General features: G+C 61.6%; 13 protein-coding genes. 7 read left to right on the plus strand and 6 right to left on the minus strand.

The window, feature by feature from the left end; genetic code table 11:
* The first annotated feature begins 53 nt into the window (after positions 1-53).
* Together AMC88_RS28965 and AMC88_RS28970 are read left to right on the plus strand one after the other, a co-directional pair.
* Positions 54-1,208 carry an alpha/beta hydrolase gene (locus AMC88_RS28965; protein ID WP_064830164.1) on the plus strand — a complete coding sequence of 385 codons (1,155 nt, stop codon included), beginning with the start codon at positions 54-56 and terminating at the stop codon, positions 1,206-1,208.
* 158 nt (positions 1,209-1,366) lie between these two features.
* The gene (locus AMC88_RS28970) at positions 1,367-2,818 is read left to right on the plus strand and encodes an NCS1 family nucleobase:cation symporter-1 (protein ID WP_064830165.1); all 1,452 of its coding nucleotides are present in this window, start codon (positions 1,367-1,369) and stop codon (positions 2,816-2,818) included.
* Positions 2,819-2,882: 64 nt separating this feature from the next.
* On the opposite strand, the gene AMC88_RS28975 is transcribed toward AMC88_RS28970, so the two are convergent.
* Complete coding sequence (locus AMC88_RS28975) at positions 2,883-4,766, minus strand: methyl-accepting chemotaxis protein (RefSeq protein ID WP_064830166.1); 1,884 nt, start codon at positions 4,764-4,766, stop codon at positions 2,883-2,885.
* Positions 4,767-4,966: 200 nt separating this feature from the next.
* Between AMC88_RS28975 and AMC88_RS28980 the strand changes: the two genes are divergently transcribed.
* Positions 4,967-5,677, plus strand: coding sequence for a DUF4272 domain-containing protein (locus AMC88_RS28980; RefSeq protein ID WP_064830167.1), 711 nt, complete (start codon positions 4,967-4,969; stop codon positions 5,675-5,677).
* 134 nt (positions 5,678-5,811) lie between these two features.
* On the plus strand, positions 5,812-6,855 hold the full coding sequence (locus AMC88_RS28985; RefSeq protein WP_012489980.1) for a magnesium and cobalt transport protein CorA: 1,044 nt from the start codon (positions 5,812-5,814) through the stop codon (positions 6,853-6,855).
* Positions 6,856-6,858: 3 nt separating this feature from the next.
* On the opposite strand, the gene AMC88_RS28990 is transcribed toward AMC88_RS28985, so the two are convergent.
* The 5 genes from AMC88_RS28990 to AMC88_RS29010 all read right to left on the minus strand — a co-directional run bounded on the left by AMC88_RS28990 (position 6,859) and on the right by AMC88_RS29010 (position 9,679).
* On the minus strand, positions 6,859-7,632 hold the full coding sequence (locus tag AMC88_RS28990) for a phosphotransferase enzyme family protein (RefSeq protein ID WP_064830320.1): 774 nt from the start codon (positions 7,630-7,632) through the stop codon (positions 6,859-6,861).
* Between the two features lie 17 nt (positions 7,633-7,649).
* A complete protein-coding gene (locus tag AMC88_RS28995) occupies positions 7,650-8,531 on the minus strand; it encodes an MBL fold metallo-hydrolase (RefSeq protein WP_064830168.1) in 882 nt (293 codons plus the stop codon).
* A gap of 27 nt (positions 8,532-8,558) precedes the next feature.
* Positions 8,559-9,002, minus strand: a complete 444-nt coding sequence (locus AMC88_RS29000) for a hypothetical protein (RefSeq protein WP_064830169.1) — start codon at positions 9,000-9,002, stop codon at positions 8,559-8,561.
* Positions 8,999-9,253, minus strand: coding sequence for a hypothetical protein (locus AMC88_RS29005; protein WP_010009143.1), 255 nt, complete (start codon positions 9,251-9,253; stop codon positions 8,999-9,001). The genes AMC88_RS29000 and AMC88_RS29005 overlap by 4 nt, the downstream gene beginning before the upstream one ends.
* 69 nt (positions 9,254-9,322) lie before the next feature.
* Positions 9,323-9,679: a hypothetical protein gene (locus tag AMC88_RS29010; RefSeq protein WP_012489975.1), complete on the minus strand. Its 357-nt coding sequence runs from the start codon at positions 9,677-9,679 to the stop codon at positions 9,323-9,325.
* A gap of 273 nt (positions 9,680-9,952) precedes the next feature.
* On the opposite strand from AMC88_RS29010, the gene AMC88_RS29015 reads away from it, so the two are divergent.
* From AMC88_RS29015 to glgB, 3 genes are read left to right on the plus strand one after another with little or no spacing between them, the layout of a single operon-like run.
* A complete protein-coding gene (locus AMC88_RS29015) occupies positions 9,953-13,177 on the plus strand; it encodes an alpha-1,4-glucan--maltose-1-phosphate maltosyltransferase (RefSeq protein WP_064830170.1) in 3,225 nt (1,074 codons plus the stop codon).
* Positions 13,178-16,459, plus strand: a complete 3,282-nt coding sequence (gene treS, locus AMC88_RS29020; protein WP_064830171.1) for a maltose alpha-D-glucosyltransferase — start codon at positions 13,178-13,180, stop codon at positions 16,457-16,459.
* The gene (gene glgB / locus AMC88_RS29025; protein ID WP_064830172.1) at positions 16,456-18,666 is read left to right on the plus strand and encodes a 1,4-alpha-glucan branching protein GlgB; all 2,211 of its coding nucleotides are present in this window, start codon (positions 16,456-16,458) and stop codon (positions 18,664-18,666) included. Before treS ends, glgB begins: the two co-directional genes overlap by 4 nt.

The raw sequence follows: 18,666 nt of genomic DNA on the forward strand, positions 1-18,666 counted from the left end.
ATGCAGCCGCCGCGCCGGCGGCTGCATATCTCGGTTTCCAACGGAGCGGATCGATGAGGGAACGATACTCTCAACGGCTGCCAAAGGCCGGCGCGGCCATGATCGCAGCGATCGGGCTGGCAGTGCTTGCGGGCTGCGCCACCAGACCAACGCCTGACGTCTTGAAGCCCGTACATCTGAGTGGGCCTGTTCATTCCGAAACAGTTCCGGAGCGGGTGAACGTCCTGACCGCGACCAACAGAGCACCCGATAGCGTACGGGGTGGATTTGGCGGCACATGGGCCGCGACCATGACCTACGAGCACTACGCGTTTTCGGTTCCGTCCGGCAGGAAGGACACCGCCATCGTCTACCCGACGGCGAAGCCGGACCCGGAACGGCAATTTGCCGTCGTCGAGCGCAAGCAGTTGGCGAAGGACGCCTTCGTGCAGCAGGCGCTGGGCTCCGTGCAACCCGACGGCACCATCGGCATCTTCGTCCATGGCTACAACTACAGTTATCAAGAGGCGCTTTATCGCACGGCCCAGATCGCTGCGGACGCCAAGATACAGGGCGCTCCGATCCTGTTTTCCTGGCCGTCGGCTGCCTCCGTCGCAGGTTATGTCGCCGACCGTGACGCCGCGCTTTCTTCGCGCAGCGAACTCGATTCCCTCGTCACCTCGCTTTCGGCCTCCGGCAAGGTGAAGCGCGTCATCCTGTTCGGGCATAGCATGGGTGGATTCCTGGTCATGGAAACGGTGCGGCAGCTCAAGCTGCAGCATCGCGACGATGTCGTCAGCAAGCTGGCCGTGGTTCTCGCCGCCCCCGATATCGACGTCGACGTGTTCCGCTCCCAACTGACGGATATCGGCCAGATGCCGATGCCGATCTCCCTTCTTGTGTCGAAGGATGATCGGGCGCTCGTGGCTTCGAGCTTAATCGCGGGAGAACGCCCGCGCGTCGGGCGTCTCGATATCAACGATCCCGTCATCGAGGAGGCCGCCATGAAGGAAAGGCTTCGGGTCATCGACATCACGTCGATCGAAGCAGCAGATGGGCTGGGGCACGATCGCTATGCATCTCTTGCCAAGTTCGGCGCTCAACTCGCCTCCTTCGAGGGCGGCGGGCGCACGAGCGCCGGCGACGTCGGCGCCTTCGTCTTCGATGCCGCCGGCGCGGCTGTCGCAAGTCCGTTTCGACTGGCCGGTCGGGTGGCCGCCGCTCAATAGGCGGCGGCTATGGTATGTCCGCGGCGCGGCCTCGAGGCATCTGTACAATGCGACCATCAGCATTGTGTACAATGTGACTATTAAATTGTCAGATGCCTAAATGAAGCGCAGACTTCCTCCCGTGGTCGAGTCGCCACAGGGGATATGGGAGGGCATTCATGAGCATTCGAGATCCGTCTCCCTCGTTGTATAACGAGGACCTTGCACCCGCCGCCGAGCGCAAATGGGGTGCATTCAGCATCTTCAACGTCTGGACGTCCGACGTCCACAGCCTGTGGGGCTATTATCTGGCGGCGAGTCTGTTCCTGCTGTGCGGCAGCTTCGTCAATTTTGTCATCGCCATCGGCATCGGTTCCCTGGTCATCTTCATCCTGATGAGTTTGGTCGGCAATGCCGGTGTGCGCACCGGCGTACCCTTTCCGGTGCTGGCCCGGGCCTCGTTCGGCACCTTCGGCGCCAACGTTCCGGCACTGGTCCGCGCGGTGGTCGCCTGCTTCTGGTACGGCGCCCAGACGGCCGCGGCATCCGGTGCCATTGTTGCCTTGCTGATCAGGAATGAGAGCCTGCTCGCTTTCCATCAGAACAGTCACATGCTCGGCCACTCGACCCTCGAACTCATCTGCTACGTCATCGTCTGGGCGCTGCAGCTGCTGATCATTCAGCGGGGTATGGAAACGGTCCGCAAGTTCCAGGATTGGGCCGGCCCGGCCGTGTGGATCATGATGCTGATCCTGGCGGTTTATCTGGTTGTCAAATCAGGCACTTTCTCCTTCGGTTCGGAAATTCCGCGCGACGTGCTGATCGAAAAAACCAAGGATGCGGGCGTGCCGGGTGAGCCGGGCTCGATTGCGGCGCTTGCCGCCGTGGCCGCCACCTGGATCACCTATTTTGCCGCGCTCTACCTGAACTTCTGCGATTTCTCTCGTTATGCGACGAGTGAAAAAGCGCTCAGGAAAGGCAATCTCTGGGGCCTGCCGATCAATCTTCTGGCCTTCTGCCTCGTCGCAGGTGTCACGACCACGGCCGCGTTCACCGTTTACGGCGAGGTGTTGCTGCATCCGGAAATGATATCGGCGAAATTCGATAGCTGGTTCCTGGCGCTGCTTGCCGCACTGACATTCGCAGTCGCCACGCTCGGCATCAACGTCGTGGCCAACTTCGTGTCGCCGGCCTTCGATTTCGCCAATGTCTTCCCGCGCCAGATCAATTTCAAACGCGGGGGATATATCGCCGCCCTGATCGCACTTGTGCTTTATCCGTTCGCTCCCTGGGAGACGGGTGCGGCGCATTTCGTCAACTTCATCGGGTCGACGATGGGGCCGATCTTCGGCATCATGATGGTGGATTACTATCTCATCCGGAAGAGCCAGCTGAACGTTGAAGCGCTCTACCGGGAGAATGGCGAGTTCCGCTTCCAGAACGGCTGGCACGGCAATGCCTTCATCGCATTCGCGGTTGGCGCGCTGTTCTCCTCGATCCTGCCGACCTTCACCTCGATCCTGCCGGATTGGTGGGGCACTTATGGCTGGTTCTTCGGCGTCGCCATCGGTGGAGCGATCTATTTCGTGCTGAGAATGGGCGCGCGGCGCAATCCGGCCTTTGCCGCATGATCAAATAGAAGGCGCCCGGCAACGGCCGGACGCCTTTTGCTTCAGAATTCCTGCAGACCTACGTTCAGCGGCGCGCGGCAACCGCTTGGATCGCTGCGCGGCCGGCGGGCTGGGCCATGGTTCTCGCCGTCGAACGAAGGGCTCCGGATTGGCCGGAGGCCGTATCGTCGAGCCTGAACTGGGCGACAAGCTCGCGAAGCTTCTGGGCTTCCTGCGCGAGCGAGTCTGATGCCGCCGTCGACTGCTGCACCATCGTCGCGTTCTGTTGCGTGGTCTGGTCCATCTGGTTGACCGCGACATTGACTTCGCTGAGGCCGATCGACTGTTCTTTCGCAGACGTGGCGATCGAATCCATGTGCTGGTTGATCTGCGTGATGAAGCCGCCGATGGTCTTCAAGGCCTGACCGGTATCGCGCACCAGTTTCACACCGCTCTCCACCTCTTTCGAGGAATTCTGGATCAGGCCCTTGATTTCCTTGGCAGCACTCGCCGAGCGCTGTGCGAGTTCGCGCACTTCCTGGGCGACGACGGCGAAGCCCTTGCCCGCTTCGCCGGCTCGTGCTGCTTCCACGCCGGCGTTCAGCGCCAGAAGGTTGGTTTGGAACGCGATCTCGTCGATGACGCTGATGATGTTGGAAATCTGCTGCGACGAGGTCTCGATGCGTTCCATCGCCTCCTCCGCGTGGGAGACGACTTCCGCCGAAATGCCGGCGCTGCGATTTGCCTCCGTGGCTACCGCACGCGTTTCTTCGGTCCGTTTGCTGGAGTTCGACACGTTAGCAGTGATCTGTTCCAGCGCGGCGGCCGTCTCTTCGAGCGAGGCCGCCTGCTGCTCTGTGCGCTTGGAGAGATCGCTCGCCCCGGAGGAGATCTCGCGCGTGCCTTCGTCGATCGTGCCGATGCTCTCGGAAATCGCTTTCAGCGTCGCACTGAGTTGCGTCACCGACTGGTTGAAGTCGTGGCGCAGCACCTCGAAGTCGGGTGCGAAGGCCTCATTGAGCTGGAAGGCGAGGTCGCCCGCGGCGAGGCGCTTCAAACCGGCGGCAAGACCCGAGGTGGCAATACGCAGCCGCTCCGAAGCATCTTCTTCCGCCTGCTTTTGGGCGGCAACGCGATCGGCCTCCGCTTTGTTGCGGTTTTCTTCGGCTTCCAGCGCCAGCCGCTTGTTCGTGATCGCCGCTTGGCGGAAGATCTCTACTGCCGCAGCCATCGAGCCGACCTCATCGGCGCGGTCGGCAAAGGGAATTTCCGAGCCGGTGTCCCCTTCGACCAGGCGCCGCATCGCGACGGTGATGCCGGTGATCGGATTGGCGATACTCTTCAGCACGAAGGCGACGGCGCCGAGAACGAGCAATCCCGCAAATCCGATCGCGGCAAGCAGGTAGAATTCGATCGAGGCGAAGGTTTCCTTGCTGAGGTCGGCCGCCTTGTTGCTGCCGCTGACATCCAGTTCGACGAGGCTCGTCGTTGCCTCCTTCAGCTTGTCCGAGTAGGTGCGCATCCCTGCGCCAAGGTATTGCCCGGCTTCCTCGGTCTTGTTGGCGCGCGAAAGGGCGAGCAATTGCGAGCTGCTGGCGATGTAGCCTTCAACGCTCTCCTTGATTGTCTTGATCAACTCGCGCTCGTGGTCGGACGAGGCAAGCGGAATGTAGGCGTCCACCGATTTGCGAATGGCATTCTCGGCAACGGCAATCGCCTCTTCGCGTGTCTTCTTCTCCGCCTCGCTCTGCGCGATGACGTGATCGCGGTAGGCGAGGCGCAAATTGGTCATGTTGAGATTGATTGCCTGCGAGGCCCGCACGCTCGGCAGCCATCGGGTCGCGATTTCCTCGGTGGAGCCGTTGGTATTTCGAAGACCGTCGACGGCGAGATAAGCGACAAGACCGAAAAGGAGGGCTATGCCGCCGAAGATCAACAGCAAACTCGATTTTATGTTTGGACGACGCATTAAAGTCCCCATCGAACGCTCCCGCCGTCACACCGGCGTGATGAGATCCCTTTGTAGCGAAAAAAATTTAACGATGTGTTCCGGGAGGGAACAAGGCCGTTTACCAGTTTTGCGGGAACCTGCCGCCCCTTGCGTGTTCATGATCACGTTCAGACGGGAAAATGCCTATCGATGGGCGTCAGAGTTGATAGGAGCCAGTCATGATGAAGCGCATATTTTCAGTCGTTCTTGCATTGATCCTTCCGGTGCAGTCAGCCGTTTCTCAAGCCCCCGACGAGGCGCAAGCCCGCAAAGCGCGGTCTATCGCCCAGCTTCAGTCGGAAGGTGTGCCGACCATCGATCATCTGCCGATCATCGAGACGGAGAGCGACAGCACCCGCCGCGATACGAAGGCTGTCGCTCAGCGCGTCATCGCGCTTGTAATCGTTGCCGTGAAAGGCGAGACCGGCGACCACGCCATGGGCCAGACCCTCATCCGGCAGTTCAACGCGGCACGTTTCTTCACTCCGAAAGAACGGGCATTCATGGACAACCCCAATCCGTCGGAGCAGGACCGGGTGAATTTCGCCTGGCGCTACGAAGGCGTCCACGTCCTGTTATGGGCGCTCGGGATTGCGCCGGAGCTCGAACGTCCCGATCATATTTGCGACGTACCGTTCATCGCGAACACGCTCAGGGAGCTGGGGACGGACGGGCTGATGCGCCGCGCTAAGCTGCGCCCGCAAAAGGAGCTGCTCGATGCCGCCGACTTGATCTACCGCTATGATTGGGCTGCCGTGAACGCCCGGCTGAAGGGCGAGGAACCGCCCGCCGGATTGGACAAGGGTGTCGTTTACGAACGCCACTATGCCCTCAACTGGCTGATCGGCTACCTGGATCAGGACTGGGACGATATCTCCACGGACACATGATGCTTCCTGCGTCCAATCGGCTTCCACCAAGGCGGATGCATGTTTGGTGAAATGGCATTATGATCGCCACGTCGCGGATCGGCGAGGAGGTCGGCCACGGAGGGGTTATTCCTGGAGAGGGAGGACGGCAGGATTTGGAACAGTTGAAGGATCCGGACAGTGTTTCGCCGCAGGCCGGCAGCGGCTCTGCGTCGCCGCGGCATGAGCGACGGGGCGTGGTGGCGGCGGCCGTATACCAGCAGGGGCAGCGCATTCGCGACATCAGGATAGAAGAAGCCGGCGAATGGCGCAGCCGGGAGAACGCCATCGTCTGGATCGGCCTGCATGAGCCGGATGAAGTGCTGTTGCACCAGGTGCAGGCCGAGTTCAATCTCCATCCGCTGGCGATCGAGGACGCGGCGCAGCCCCATCAGCGGCCGAAGTTGGAGATTTACGGGGACGCGATGTTCATCGTCGCCCGCACCGCCCATATGAAGGATGGCGAGATCATCTTCGGCGAAACGCATCTGTTCGTCGGCCGCGGCTATGTCGTCTCCGTGCGCCACGGCGAGTCCTCTTCCTACCTGACGGTGCGGCAGCGATGCGAGGCGACGCCGACTGCGCTTGCCCACGGCGAGAACTATATTCTCTATTCCATCCTCGATTTCATTGTCGACAACTACATGCCGGTCATCGAGGTCGTGCAGGAGGAGGTCGAGAAGCTCGAAGATCTGGTGCTGCGCGAACAGCTGGGAAAGTCCGACATCGAACGGCTTTACCTCCTGCGCCGCAAGCTCTTGCGGCTGCGAAACGCCGTGGTGCCGCTGGTGGACGTCTGCCGGCGATACGAGCACATCGACCTTCCCGGCATGGATCCGACGCTGCAGTCGCTGTTTCGCGATGTGACCGATCACGTTCGCCGGGTTCAGGAAGATATCGACGCGCTGCGCGAGGTCCTCGCCTTCGCTTTCGAGGCCAGCGTGATGATCGGCCAGACGGAGCAGACGGCGATTGCCCGCAAACTCGCCGCCTGGGCGGCAATCCTCGCCGTTCCCACGGCGATCGCCGGCATTTACGGGATGAATTTCAGCGACATGCCGGAACTGAAATTTCAGTATGGTTATTTCGTCGTGCTCGGCGTCATCGCTTTCCTCTGTCTGTGCCTCTTCGGCTTCTTCCGACGGAGGAAATGGCTCTGATTGTCAGCGCAGGGCCTCCAGCAGCCGTTCCCGATGGCTGGAGATATAGTCGATGTCGCCGAGATAAAGCCGGGCGTCTCCGTTATCGATGTCCTCGGCGAATGTCTCGTCTCCGGCTGCTGCGCTTGCCAGCATGAAATCCACGAGCGCCCGAAGTCGCCGGCAGATCATTTCGGGAAGCTCGCGCCGTTCTTCCGCCGTCGCCCCATAGGCGGTGCAAAAGATGTCCGCCCGGCGCAATTGGTCGTCGAGACCGAACGCCACGGCGGGATTGGCCGGATCGGACAAGGGCGCCCAGCGATAGACCGCATAAGCGAGGTCCCACAGGCGCGGGGCAGGATGGGCGGTGTCGAAATCGATGATCCCGACCGCAGCATCATCCGCCGCGGCAACGTTGTAAGGCGCAAAATCACCGTGGCATATGATCTCGCGCGGCTCTTGCGGCGCCAGCATCCATGTCTGAGCCTCGGCGTCTTTCTCCAGAAATCCTTGCGACGCCGAATGAAAATCGCCGAGAAGCCTTGCGGCCGAAACCAGCATGCGCTCGGAACCGACGAAGCGATCGCCGAGGTCTTCGCAAACGCGCCCGGCGACGTAGCTCACGACCTCCTGGTTCCCGTCGGTGATGCCGATCGGTTCGGGCGCTCCGGCAAAGCCTCCGCTCCTGAGATGGCGCAGGAACCGATGCACCGTCGGCGTCCATGTGCCGGATGGTCTGATGACGGTCTCGCCGTCGCGCCAGATCTGCCCGGTTCGTCCGCCCTCCAACGGTTTCAAATTATCGCCTCCAGCATTCATGCGGATTTCAACGTTTCGAGATGGGCCTGAACCGTGGCGCCAAGATTGGTCTCGTGGCAGTTCCGATAGAAGGCCAGCGTGTCCAAAGGCATTCCCTCGGGAATGGCGACGAAGTCTTCAAGCCGAAAGCCGTTCAAACTCCCGAGCTGTCCGTTCCTCAGCCGGTCTTCCTCCAAAGCGCCGACGCTATCGGCCAAGGCTTCGAAATAGGCGAGATTGGCATCCACGATCGAAGGAGACGACGTCCTGCCATGTGCCGGAATGACCAGCCTGGCGTTGAGATCGCGTATCCGCTGGAGCGAGGAACGGATCAGCTGGAGATCAGCCGCGCTTCTGCTCCAGACCTCGGGGATCGGATATTCCACCGCGTCGACGGCGAGGCAGATGCGCAGCTCGGGGATCCAGACGGCGATATGGTCGGGTGTATGCCCCGGCGTATGAATGAGCTCCAGCGTCAGATCGCCGCCGTTAAGGGTCATTGAGCCGGAGAAGGTGATGTCGGGACCGATGATCTCGACATCGCCAAACCGCGAATCCTCGCCCACCTTGTCTATCAGGACCTGCTTAGTCGCGGGATCGCGCAGACGGTCGAGTGCTGTGGCATGCGCGATGATGGGAGCGCGCCCGGCAACAGCGGCATTGCCCCAGAAATGATCCCAATCCATGTGCGAATTGACGACGATCAGCGGACCAGCCCCGGCCCTTTCCTCAAGAAGATCCAGAGCCGTCCGGCAAAGCTCGGACGTGCCGAGCGTATCGATGAGGACGTTGAACCTCTCGGTCCTGACAAATACGGCATCGACTTCGTCTCCGGCGCAGACGATCACGATCCGCTCGTCGAGTTCGGGATGGGAGTGCAACTCCACCGCTGGATTCATGTCTTGGGCTCCTGAAGCGCGTCGATATTACTCGTCCCTTGGTGTGAAAGAGAGGCTCCGTCTCCTATTTTCGGCGATGATCGCAGCTTTGACTTGGTTGAAGAATTCCTCGGGAATGAACCCGTAATCGACGCGACTGGGATCATCGGGGCGTGGGCGCAAGTCATAGCCGGGCCAGATAAAGCGGTTCAGTTGAGTCAGTCGCAGCCAGTGCCGCCCGGCATCAAGGCCAATCGATTTTGCTACTGCGGCAGGCATTTCGAGCGATGCCGAGGCATCGGCTGGATCGGGTTCGGAGTGGGTAATGGGTATGACAACAACTTGAGTTGCCGCTGTGTCCTTCACCTTCGCTGCAAGAACGATCGCGCAAAGCCTGTCCTTGGAGGCTTCGTATTTTCCCCCGTCGTAATCCTCTTTCCAGAGAAAAGAGTATCTGATCACCAGGCCAGGTGCGGGTTCGGGGAACTTCACTTCGGCGCGACGCCATATTTAGCGTTTTCGATGTCCGAAATAGTTTCGTCGTCCAACTCTCCGACAACGAGAACCTCACGCTCTCGGCGCTTCAGGCTCCTATAGTGTTCAAGCTCGCTCGCGGAAAGATAGCCGCCGATGACACGCCCATGACTTGTGACTTCAATGACCGTTCCAGCCATCGCCTCATCCTGATATCGTGCGAAGCTGCGAGAGAATACAGTCGCGGGCACTCTCACTGCTGTGGCCATCTTCCTTCCTCCATTCAGAATGTGTAAAATACGCAAATTACGTAAATTGTAAATGATGATGGAAGAGCTTCAATCCGGTTTCTGCCGCACCGGTACATGCACATCCCACTGTCTCATCACTTCGTTCGGCACGGCGGCTGCGCATATCACCGCCACACTGGGTTTCGAGCGGCCGAGGCTTTTCGGCGTCCAATGCGCTTGGAGCGGCACCGCGCAGCGGGGAACCAGCACCTTCGCATTGGGTTCCAGCACGCTCCACTGCTCGTGCCCTTTGGCATTCTCCTGCGCGATGAAGAGCCTGGCCTCCTCGCGGATTTCGAACAGCCCGTGCTTGTCTGGTGTCGAGCGATCGGTGTCGATGCTCCAGGCGGCGAGGCATGTTACGCAAGCCGACAGGGCGGCAGTGAAGAGTATTGATCGAAGCATTGATGCGCTCTCAACCGCCCGATGGGTTCTGGATGCGAAACAGTCGGGCCATCTTTTAGCGCATGGCGGCAATATCTCTACAGGCAAATCAAAAGGCCCTCGGATATCGCCGTGCGCCGGCTCGATCGGGCGCGCGTGACCTGCCACTGTGATTGAGCAAGCCTCGAATTCGATGCTGTTTGCGATGTCGATGCAGCCGTGAATTGACGGGTTGCGTGGAACAACCTCCGCCAAAGGAAGTTTGCCTGAAAAGCAAACTCGAGGCGGCGGCCGATGTTATTATCTGCGAAGCAGGGTGCGGTGAGCACCCCACCCAGGATCTATTATGTCAATCCGCTGCTTCTCCAGGGCATCGATGCATGGCGCGAGGTTTTCGACCACGCGGCGGATACCGGTTTCGACCATGTGCTGACAGCGCCTCTGTTCGACCGGGGCGGGGAACGCAGCGTCTTCACCTCCCAGGACGTCGACCGTCTCGATCCTCAACTGCAGCTCGGAAGCACGGTAGAGGATGGAGTGGCGCGTCTGGCGGAAGCCGCCGGCAAGAGCGGTGTCGGCTTGATGATGGACCTGATGCTCGACGGAAAAAGGCAAGATCGGCAAGCGGGCTTTCGACCCGTCGATCCCCGGCGCTCGCCGCTCGACCCGGCCGAGCCGATGAGCATGCTGGAAGCGGAGCGGCAATCGCAGCTCTCGGCAGAATGGATCGAACGGCTGCAGCGGCTGTCCGACGCCGGTCTTGCCGGCTATCGGGTGCTCGGGATTGATCGGGCAACACCGGCGCTTTTCAAATCGCTGTTCGCAGGTGTGCGCGAGAAGGCGGAAGCGCAATTCTTCGCCTGGACGCCTGGCACCGATTTTGCGGTGAGAAGCGCGATCGCCGATGCAGGTTTCACCGGATGTTTTTCATCGATGGCCTGGTGGGATCTCGACGAGAGATGGTTCGTCGAGGAGCATCGTATCCAGGAGCCGCTCGGCTGGCAGGTTGCCTTTCCCGAGCCGCCGTTTGCCAGGCGTATCGCGCATGGGACGGAGAGCCGTGAAATCCTCGAGCGGCGCGCCGTCAGGGCGCTGCGCCTTGCCGCCTCGCTCGGCGGCGGCCTGATGGTTCCCATGGGTTTCGAATATGGCGCGGCGACACCGCTCGATCCAACCCATGGCGATGGCTCGGGCCTGCGGAAGTTCCGCCACGATCTCGCCTTCGATATCTCCTCGGAAATCCGCCTCGCCAATACAGAGATCGGCAAGGCCGGCCATGCGCGCGCGCCGTCGCTTCGCCTGATCCGAAATGCTAATGGGCCGGTTTCCGCGCTTGTCCAATCGGAGGTGCTGGATCTTCGCAGCGCCTCCGATGTGCGCTTCATCCTGCTGAACAGAGACCTCCGGCGAAGCGCGCCGGCACCGGTGACGGCGCTTCGCGAAGCGGCCTCCGGTTTTCTTCCCATCGCCGATGGCGCGGCCCTGCGTCTGCGGGCAGGCGAGACCCGGGTGATCAAAGCCAAAGCGCCGGAGCCGATCACCTCAAGACCCGCTCTTGACATTGAGCAGGCGACGGCATCGGCGCGGCTTGCCATCGAAAACATCATGCCGCGGGTTGATGACGGACGCTTTCCTGTCAAACGCGTGGTCGGCGAGACCGTCACCGTCGAGGCGGATATATTCGCCGATGGTCACGACCCGCTCGCAGCCGCCCTGCTCTGGCGGCCGCATGACGCCATAGCGGAGTGGAACGAGACGCCGATGCAGCTGGTCGGAAACGACCGCTGGCGGGCTGAATTCCTGCTTGAGCGCATGGGGCGCTACGAATTCGCGGTCGAGGCGTGGAAAAATCCGTTCGCGATCTTCCGCTACGAGCTGACCAAGAAGAACGATGCGAGGCTCGACCTGAAGCTGGAGCTCCAGGAGGGGCTGAACCTCGTCCGCGCCGCGAAGGCGCAGGCGCCGGCAGCGCTCGGCGCCGGCTTGCAGGCTCTGATCGACAGTCTCGAAAAGGCTTCCGATCCCGAGCGCACGGCGATCTTGCTCGATCCCGAGACATCCGAACTGATGAACAAGGCCGACAGGCGGCCGTTCCGGCTTCGCTCAACGGCAAGCGCCGTCGATGCCGAACGCAAGGCAGCAGCCTTCGCCAGCTGGTACCAGATCTTTCCGCGTTCGCAGAGCGGCGATCCCAACCGGCACGGCACCTTCGACGACGTCATCCCGAGGCTGGCCGATATTCGCGGCATGGGCTTCGACGTGCTCTACTTCCCGCCCATTCATCCGATCGGCTCGACCAACCGCAAGGGCCGCAACAACAGCCTTAAGGCTGCACCCGGCGATCCCGGAAGCCCCTATGCCATCGGCTCGGAAGATGGCGGACATGACGCCATCCATCCCGAGCTCGGCGATTTCGAGGATTTCGGCCGGCTGGTCGACGAGGCGGGCCGGCATGGGCTGGAGATTGCGCTGGATCTCGCCATCCAAGCGTCGCCGGATCATCCCTGGCTCAGGGAGCATCCCGGCTGGTTCGACTGGCGTCCCGACGGCACGATCAAATATGCCGAGAATCCACCGAAGAAATACGAGGATATCGTCAATGTCGATTTCTACACGAAGGATGCCTTGCCTTCCCTATGGGTGGAGCTGAGGGACATCGTCCAGCTCTGGGTCGACCAGGGCGTCAAGCTGTTTCGCGTCGACAATCCGCACACCAAGCCCTTCCCCTTCTGGGAATGGCTGATCGGCGATATCAGGGCGCGCCATCCCGACGTCGTCTTTCTCTCGGAAGCCTTCACCAAGCCGAAGGTCATGTACCGGCTGGCGAAGATCGGCTTCTCCCAGTCCTATACCTATTTTACCTGGCGCAATGCCAAGTGGGAGCTCGAGGAATATATGCGGGAGCTCACCGAGACGGCGCCGAAGGAATTCTTCCGCCCGCATTTCTTCGTCAACACTCACGACATCAATCCGGATTTTCTGCAGAACGCGCCGCGCCCGGCATTTCTCATCCGCGCCGCACTTGCGGCCACCCTTTCAGGATTATGGGGTGTTTATAACGGTTTCGAACTTTGCGAGGGACGGCCCGACGCCAAGCGCAAGGAATATGCCGACAGCGAGAAATACGAGATTCGCGTCTGGGACTACGACCGGCCGGGCAACATCATTGCCGAAATCAGGATGCTCAACCGCATCCGGAACGAAAACATTGCGCTGCATTCGCATCTCGGGCTGACGCTGCTCCCCGCCTCGAACGACAACATCCTCTTCTTCGAAAAGGCAAGTCGCGCCCGCGACAACGTCCTGCTGATTGCGATCAGCCTCGACCCTCATAATTTTCAGCAGAGCGACGTCGAGCTGCCGCTCCGGAAGTGGTCACTCGGGGATGGCGGCGCGCTCGACGCCGAGGATCTGGTTGGCGGGCATCGTTTCAAATGGACTGGCAAAAGGCAGACCGTCGCTCTCAATCCTCACATTCTGCCCTTTGCAATCTGGCGCGTTCGCGCCGCGGAGGCATGAATGGATACGATGAACCCCGGTAACGCCGAGCCACTGCTCTGGTACAAGGATGCGATCATCTACCAGCTGCATATCAAGTCGTTCTACGACGCCAATGGCGACGGCGTTGGCGATTTCGCCGGCCTGCATGCCAAGCTCGATCATATCGCGGCCCTCGGCGTCAACGCCATCTGGCTGCTGCCATTCTTTCCCTCACCACGCCGCGACGACGGCTATGACATCGCCGACTACGGCAATGTCAGTCCGGATTACGGAACGATGGAGGATTTCCGCGCCTTCGTCGATGCCGCCCACCAGCGCAATATCCGCGTAATCATCGAACTCGTCATCAACCACACTTCCGACCAGCATCCCTGGTTCCAGCGCGCCCGACAGGCGCCTCCGGGATCACCCGAACGGGACTTCTATGTCTGGTCGGATACCGATCAGAAGTTCCCGGAAACGCGCATCATCTTCCTCGATACGGAAAAATCCAACTGGACATGGGACGCGGTGGCCGGCGCCTATTACTGGCACCGCTTCTATTCCCACCAGCCGGACCTGAATTTCGACAGCCCGCTCGTCATGGAGGAACTGCTGAAGGTGATGCGCTTCTGGCTGGAAACCGGCATCGACGGTTTCCGTCTCGACGCGATCCCCTATCTCGTCGAGCGCGAGGGGACGATCAACGAAAACCTGCCGGAAACCCATGGGATCCTCAAGCGCATCCGCGCCGCCCTCGACGCGACCCATCCCGGCGTGATGCTGCTCGCCGAGGCCAATCAGTGGCCGGAGGACACGCGCGAATATTTCGGCGACGGCGACGAATGCCACATGGCCTTCCACTTCCCGCTGATGCCGCGCATGTATATGGCGATCGCCAAGGAGGATCGGTTTCCGATCACCGATATTCTGCGCCAGACGCCCGAGATTCCGGAGAATTGCCAGTGGGCGATATTCCTTCGCAATCACGACGAGCTGACACTGGAAATGGTGACGGATGCGGAGCGCGACTATCTCTGGGAAACCTATGCGTCCGATAAGCGGGCTCGCATCAACCTCGGCATCAGGCGGCGCCTGGCGCCGCTGATGGAGCGCGATCGCCGCCGCATCGAGCTGATGAACGCGCTTCTTCTCTCCATGCCGGGAACGCCCGTCATCTATTATGGCGACGAGATCGGCATGGGCGACAATATCTATCTCGGCGACCGGGACGGGGTGCGCACACCGATGCAGTGGTCGCCGGACCGCAATGGTGGCTTCTCCCGCACCGACCCGGCCCGCCTCGTGCTGCCGCTGATTGCCGATCCGCTTTACGGCTTCGAGGCCGTCAACGTCGAAGCGCAGAGCACCGATGCGCATTCGCTGCTCAACTGGACGCGCAAGATGCTGGCGTTGCGTGGCCGCCACCCGGCTTTCGGACGCGGCTCGCTTCGATTTCTCTCGCCCGAGAACCGCAAGATCCTCGCTTATCTCCGGGAATATGAAGGCGAGACGCTGATGTGCGTCGCCAATCTCTCGCGCCTGCCCCAGGCGGTTGAGCTGGACCTGTCGGCCTTCGAGGGCCGCGTGCCGATAGAGCTGACCGGCATGTCGCCCTTTCCGCCGATCGGGCAGCTCACCTATCTCCTGACATTGCCGCCCTATGGTTTCTTCTGGTTCCAGCTGCAGGCCGATGCGGATCCGCCGGCATGGCGCACGGCGCCGCCCGAACAACTGCCCGACCTGGTGACGATGGTCATCCGCCGCGGCCTGCTCGATCTCGTCGACGAGCCCGCGCATATGCGCGTCCTCAGTAACGAAATCCTGCCCGCCTATCTCTCCCGGCGGCGATGGTTCGGGGCGAAGGACCAGCCGCTGCAGGCGGCGAGGCTAATCTCGGCCACGCCGATCCCCTTTGTCGACGGTGTCGTTCTCGGCGAATTGGAGGTGGTGCTGCCTGACCATACCGAATCCTACCAGTTGCCGCTGACGGTCGCCTGGGACGATGCCCAGCCGTCGGCGCTGACCCAGCAGCTAGCGCTCGGGCGGGTTCGACAGGGCAGGCGGGTCGGTTTCCTGACGGATGGTTTCGCCGTCGAGCCGATGGCGCGCGGCATCCTGCGCGGGCTCGCCGACCGCTCGCGCATCACCGGGCGCACCGGCACGCTGGAATTTCTCGGCACCGAACGGCTCGACCGGCTGCAGATCACCGACGACATGCCAGTCCACTGGCTGTCGGCCGAGCAATCCAACAGTTCGCTGATCGTCGGCGACGTCGCCATGATCAAGCTGATCCGGCACATTTTCCCCGGCATCCACCCCGAGGTGGAGATGACGCGGTTTCTGACCCGGGCCGGCTACGACCACACGGCGCCGCTGCTCGGCGAAGTCGCGCACACCGATTCCGGCGGGCGCCGCTCGACCTTGATCATCGTCCAGGGCGCGATCCGCAATCAGGGCGACGCCTGGAACTGGATGCTCAACAATCTGCGCCGCGCTGCCGACGAACTGGTGCTGGCCGATCCGGCGGTCGAACCTGGCGACGACGTCTTCCGGTCGCTGATCAGCTTCGTCGCGATGGTTGGCATGCGACTGGGCGAATTGCATGTCGTGCTCGCCGGGGAAACCGCGGATGCGGCCTTCAGCTCTGTCGTCGCCGGCGACGATGAGGTGGAGGCGATCAAGAGGGCCGTGGCGGGCGAGGTCGCCTTTGCCATGTCGAAGCTTGCCGAACGCGAGGAGGATGCCGATCCCGCGATCCATCTGCTCGCCGCTTCGCTTGTAGAGCGCCGCGCCGAACTCGTCGAGCTGGCTGGGCGGCTGGCGGAAAGCGCCCGCGGCACGCTGATGACGCGCACCCATGGCGATTTCCATCTCGGCCAGATTCTGGTCAGCGAGGGCGATGCCGTCATCATCGACTTCGAAGGCGAGCCCGCGAAAAATCTCGCAGAGCGACGCGCCAAAACGGTTCCGCTGCGCGATGTCGCCGGGCTGCTGCGGTCTCTGAGCTATCTCGTCGCCACCGCCCAGCTCGAGAATGACGCGGTCACCGAACATGAGAACGAGGTACGCCGCGATGCTATCGCCCGGTTCGGGCGCAGTGCCGAGGCGGCCTTCCTCGATGCCTACTGGCAGGCAGTCTCCGCGTCGAAGCCGCTTGCCATGCCGGCGGAACAACGCAGGCGGGTTCTCGACGCCTTTCTTCTCGAAAAGGCCGCCTACGAAATCGCCTATGAAGCCCGCAACAGGCCGAAGTGGCTGCCGATCCCGCTCGCCGGCCTTACCGAAATCGTATCGCGCTTAGCGGGGGTCAATGCATGAATGTTGAACGCTCGGAACTTCTTTCAGGCATCGGACACGATGCGCTCTGGGCTCTGATCGAGGGACGCCATGGCGATCCCTTCTCCATCCTTGGTCCGCACGAGGCCGGCGGCATGACGGTGGTGCGCGTCTACCTGCCGGGCGCCGACGCGGTCGATCTCATCGATGCGGACAGCGGCAGGGTGGTGACGCCTTTCAGCATCGCTCATCCTTCCGGCCTGTTTGCCGCCGCGACGGCTTCGAGAATGAGCTACAGGCTGAGGATCCAATGGCCCGATGGCGAGCAGGTCACCGAGGATCCCTATAGCTTCGGTCTTCTGCTCGGAGAACTCGACCTCCACCTGATATCCGAAGGCACCCATTACAGCCTGAGCCGGACGCTCGGCGCGGTGGCGATGTCGATCGACGGTATCGCAGGCGTTCGTTTCGCCGTCTGGGCGCCGAATGCCCGCCGCGTCTCGGTGGTCGGCGATTTCAACGCCTGGGACGGGCGGCGCAATCCGATGCGGCTGAGGCAATCGGCGGGCGTCTGGGAGCTGTTCGTTCCCCGGTTGGCGCCAGGCGAACGATATAAATTCGAGATCGTCGACGCACATGGCAACTGCCTGCCGCAAAAGGCCGATCCAGTGGCGCGCGCCAGCGAAGCCGCCCCGTCCACCGCCTCGATCGTCGCCTCGTCGACGCCGTTTCGCTGGACCGATGACGGTTGGATGAAAGGCCGCGACCGGCAAGCGCGGCTCGATGGTGCGATCTCGGTCTACGAGGTGCACGCCGGCTCCTGGCTTCGCGACCGGCAGGACGGCAATAGCTATCTCGATTGGGCCGAACTCAGCCAGCGGCTGGTTCCCTATGTCCGGGACATGGGATTTACCCATATCGAATTGCTGCCGATCATGGAGCATCCGTTCGGCGGCTCCTGGGGCTACCAGCCGCTCGGGCTGTTTGCCCCGACAGGCCGATACGGAACGCCCGAGGATTTCGCCTATTTCGTCGACCGGTGTCATGGCGCCGGCATAGGTGTCATCCTCGATTGGGTGCCGGCCCATTTTCCCACGGATGTCTGGGGTCTTGCCCGCTTCGACGGCAGCGCGCTCTACGAGCACGAGGATCCCCGGGAGGGTTTTCACCGTGACTGGAACACGCTGATCTACAATCTCGGCCGCAACGAGGTGAAAGGTTTCCTGATCGCCAGCGCGCTCGAATGGCTCGAGCGCTACCATGTCGACGGCTTGCGCGTCGATGCCGTCGCCTCGATGCTCTATCGCGACTATAGCCGCAACGAGGGCGAATGGATCCCCAACCGGTATGGCGGGCGCGAGAATCTGGAGGCGGTGGAATTCTTCAAGCACCTCAACAGTATCGTTCACGAGCGTTGCCCGCATGCCATGACCATCGCCGAGGAATCGACGGCCTGGCCGGGTGTGACAAAGCCGCCGCAGGAGGGTGGGCTCGGCTTCGATATCAAATGGAACATGGGCTGGATGCACGACAGCCTGAGTTATATCGAGAAGGATCCCGTCTACCGGAGCTATCACCACGGCACGATGACCTTCGGCATGATCTATGCCTATTCCGAGCGTTTCATCCTGCCGATTTCCCATGACGAGGTGGTTTACGGAAAAGGCTCGCTGCTGGCGAAAATGCCGGGAGACGAATGGCAGAAATTCGCCAATCTGCGCAGCTATCTCGCCTTCATGTGGGGCCATCCCGGCAAGAAGCTGTTGTTCATGGGAAGCGAAGTCGCCCAGCCGGGCGAATGGAACCACGATGCATCGGTGAGCTGGGACGTACTGGACCGGCCTGCGCATGTCGGCATTCAGCGCCTGGTGAGGGATCTGAACGCGTTTTACGGCGACGAGCCGGCATTGCAGTTCGGCGATTTTCACCCCGAGGGCTTCGAATGGGCGACCGCCGATGACGCCGTCAATTCCGTTCTGGGCATGCTCCGTTTTGCCAGTGACCGCTCTTCATCCGTCCTTATCCTGTCGAATTTCACGCCGGTGCCGCGTTACGGCTACAGGATCGGCGTGCCGCAGGACGGCGTGTGGATCGAGCGGGTCACGACAGATGCGCGGGAATATGGCGGCTCCGGCCTCGTCAACGGCGCGGTTTCGAGTGAATCCGTGCCGGCCCACGGCAGGCCGTTCTCCTTGGCGCTGACACTGCCGCCGCTGGCGACGGTTTTTCTCAAGGGGCCGTCGCCGTGA

This window comes from Rhizobium phaseoli (assembly GCF_001664385.1).
Taxonomy (GTDB): Bacteria; Pseudomonadota; Alphaproteobacteria; order Rhizobiales; family Rhizobiaceae; genus Rhizobium; species Rhizobium phaseoli.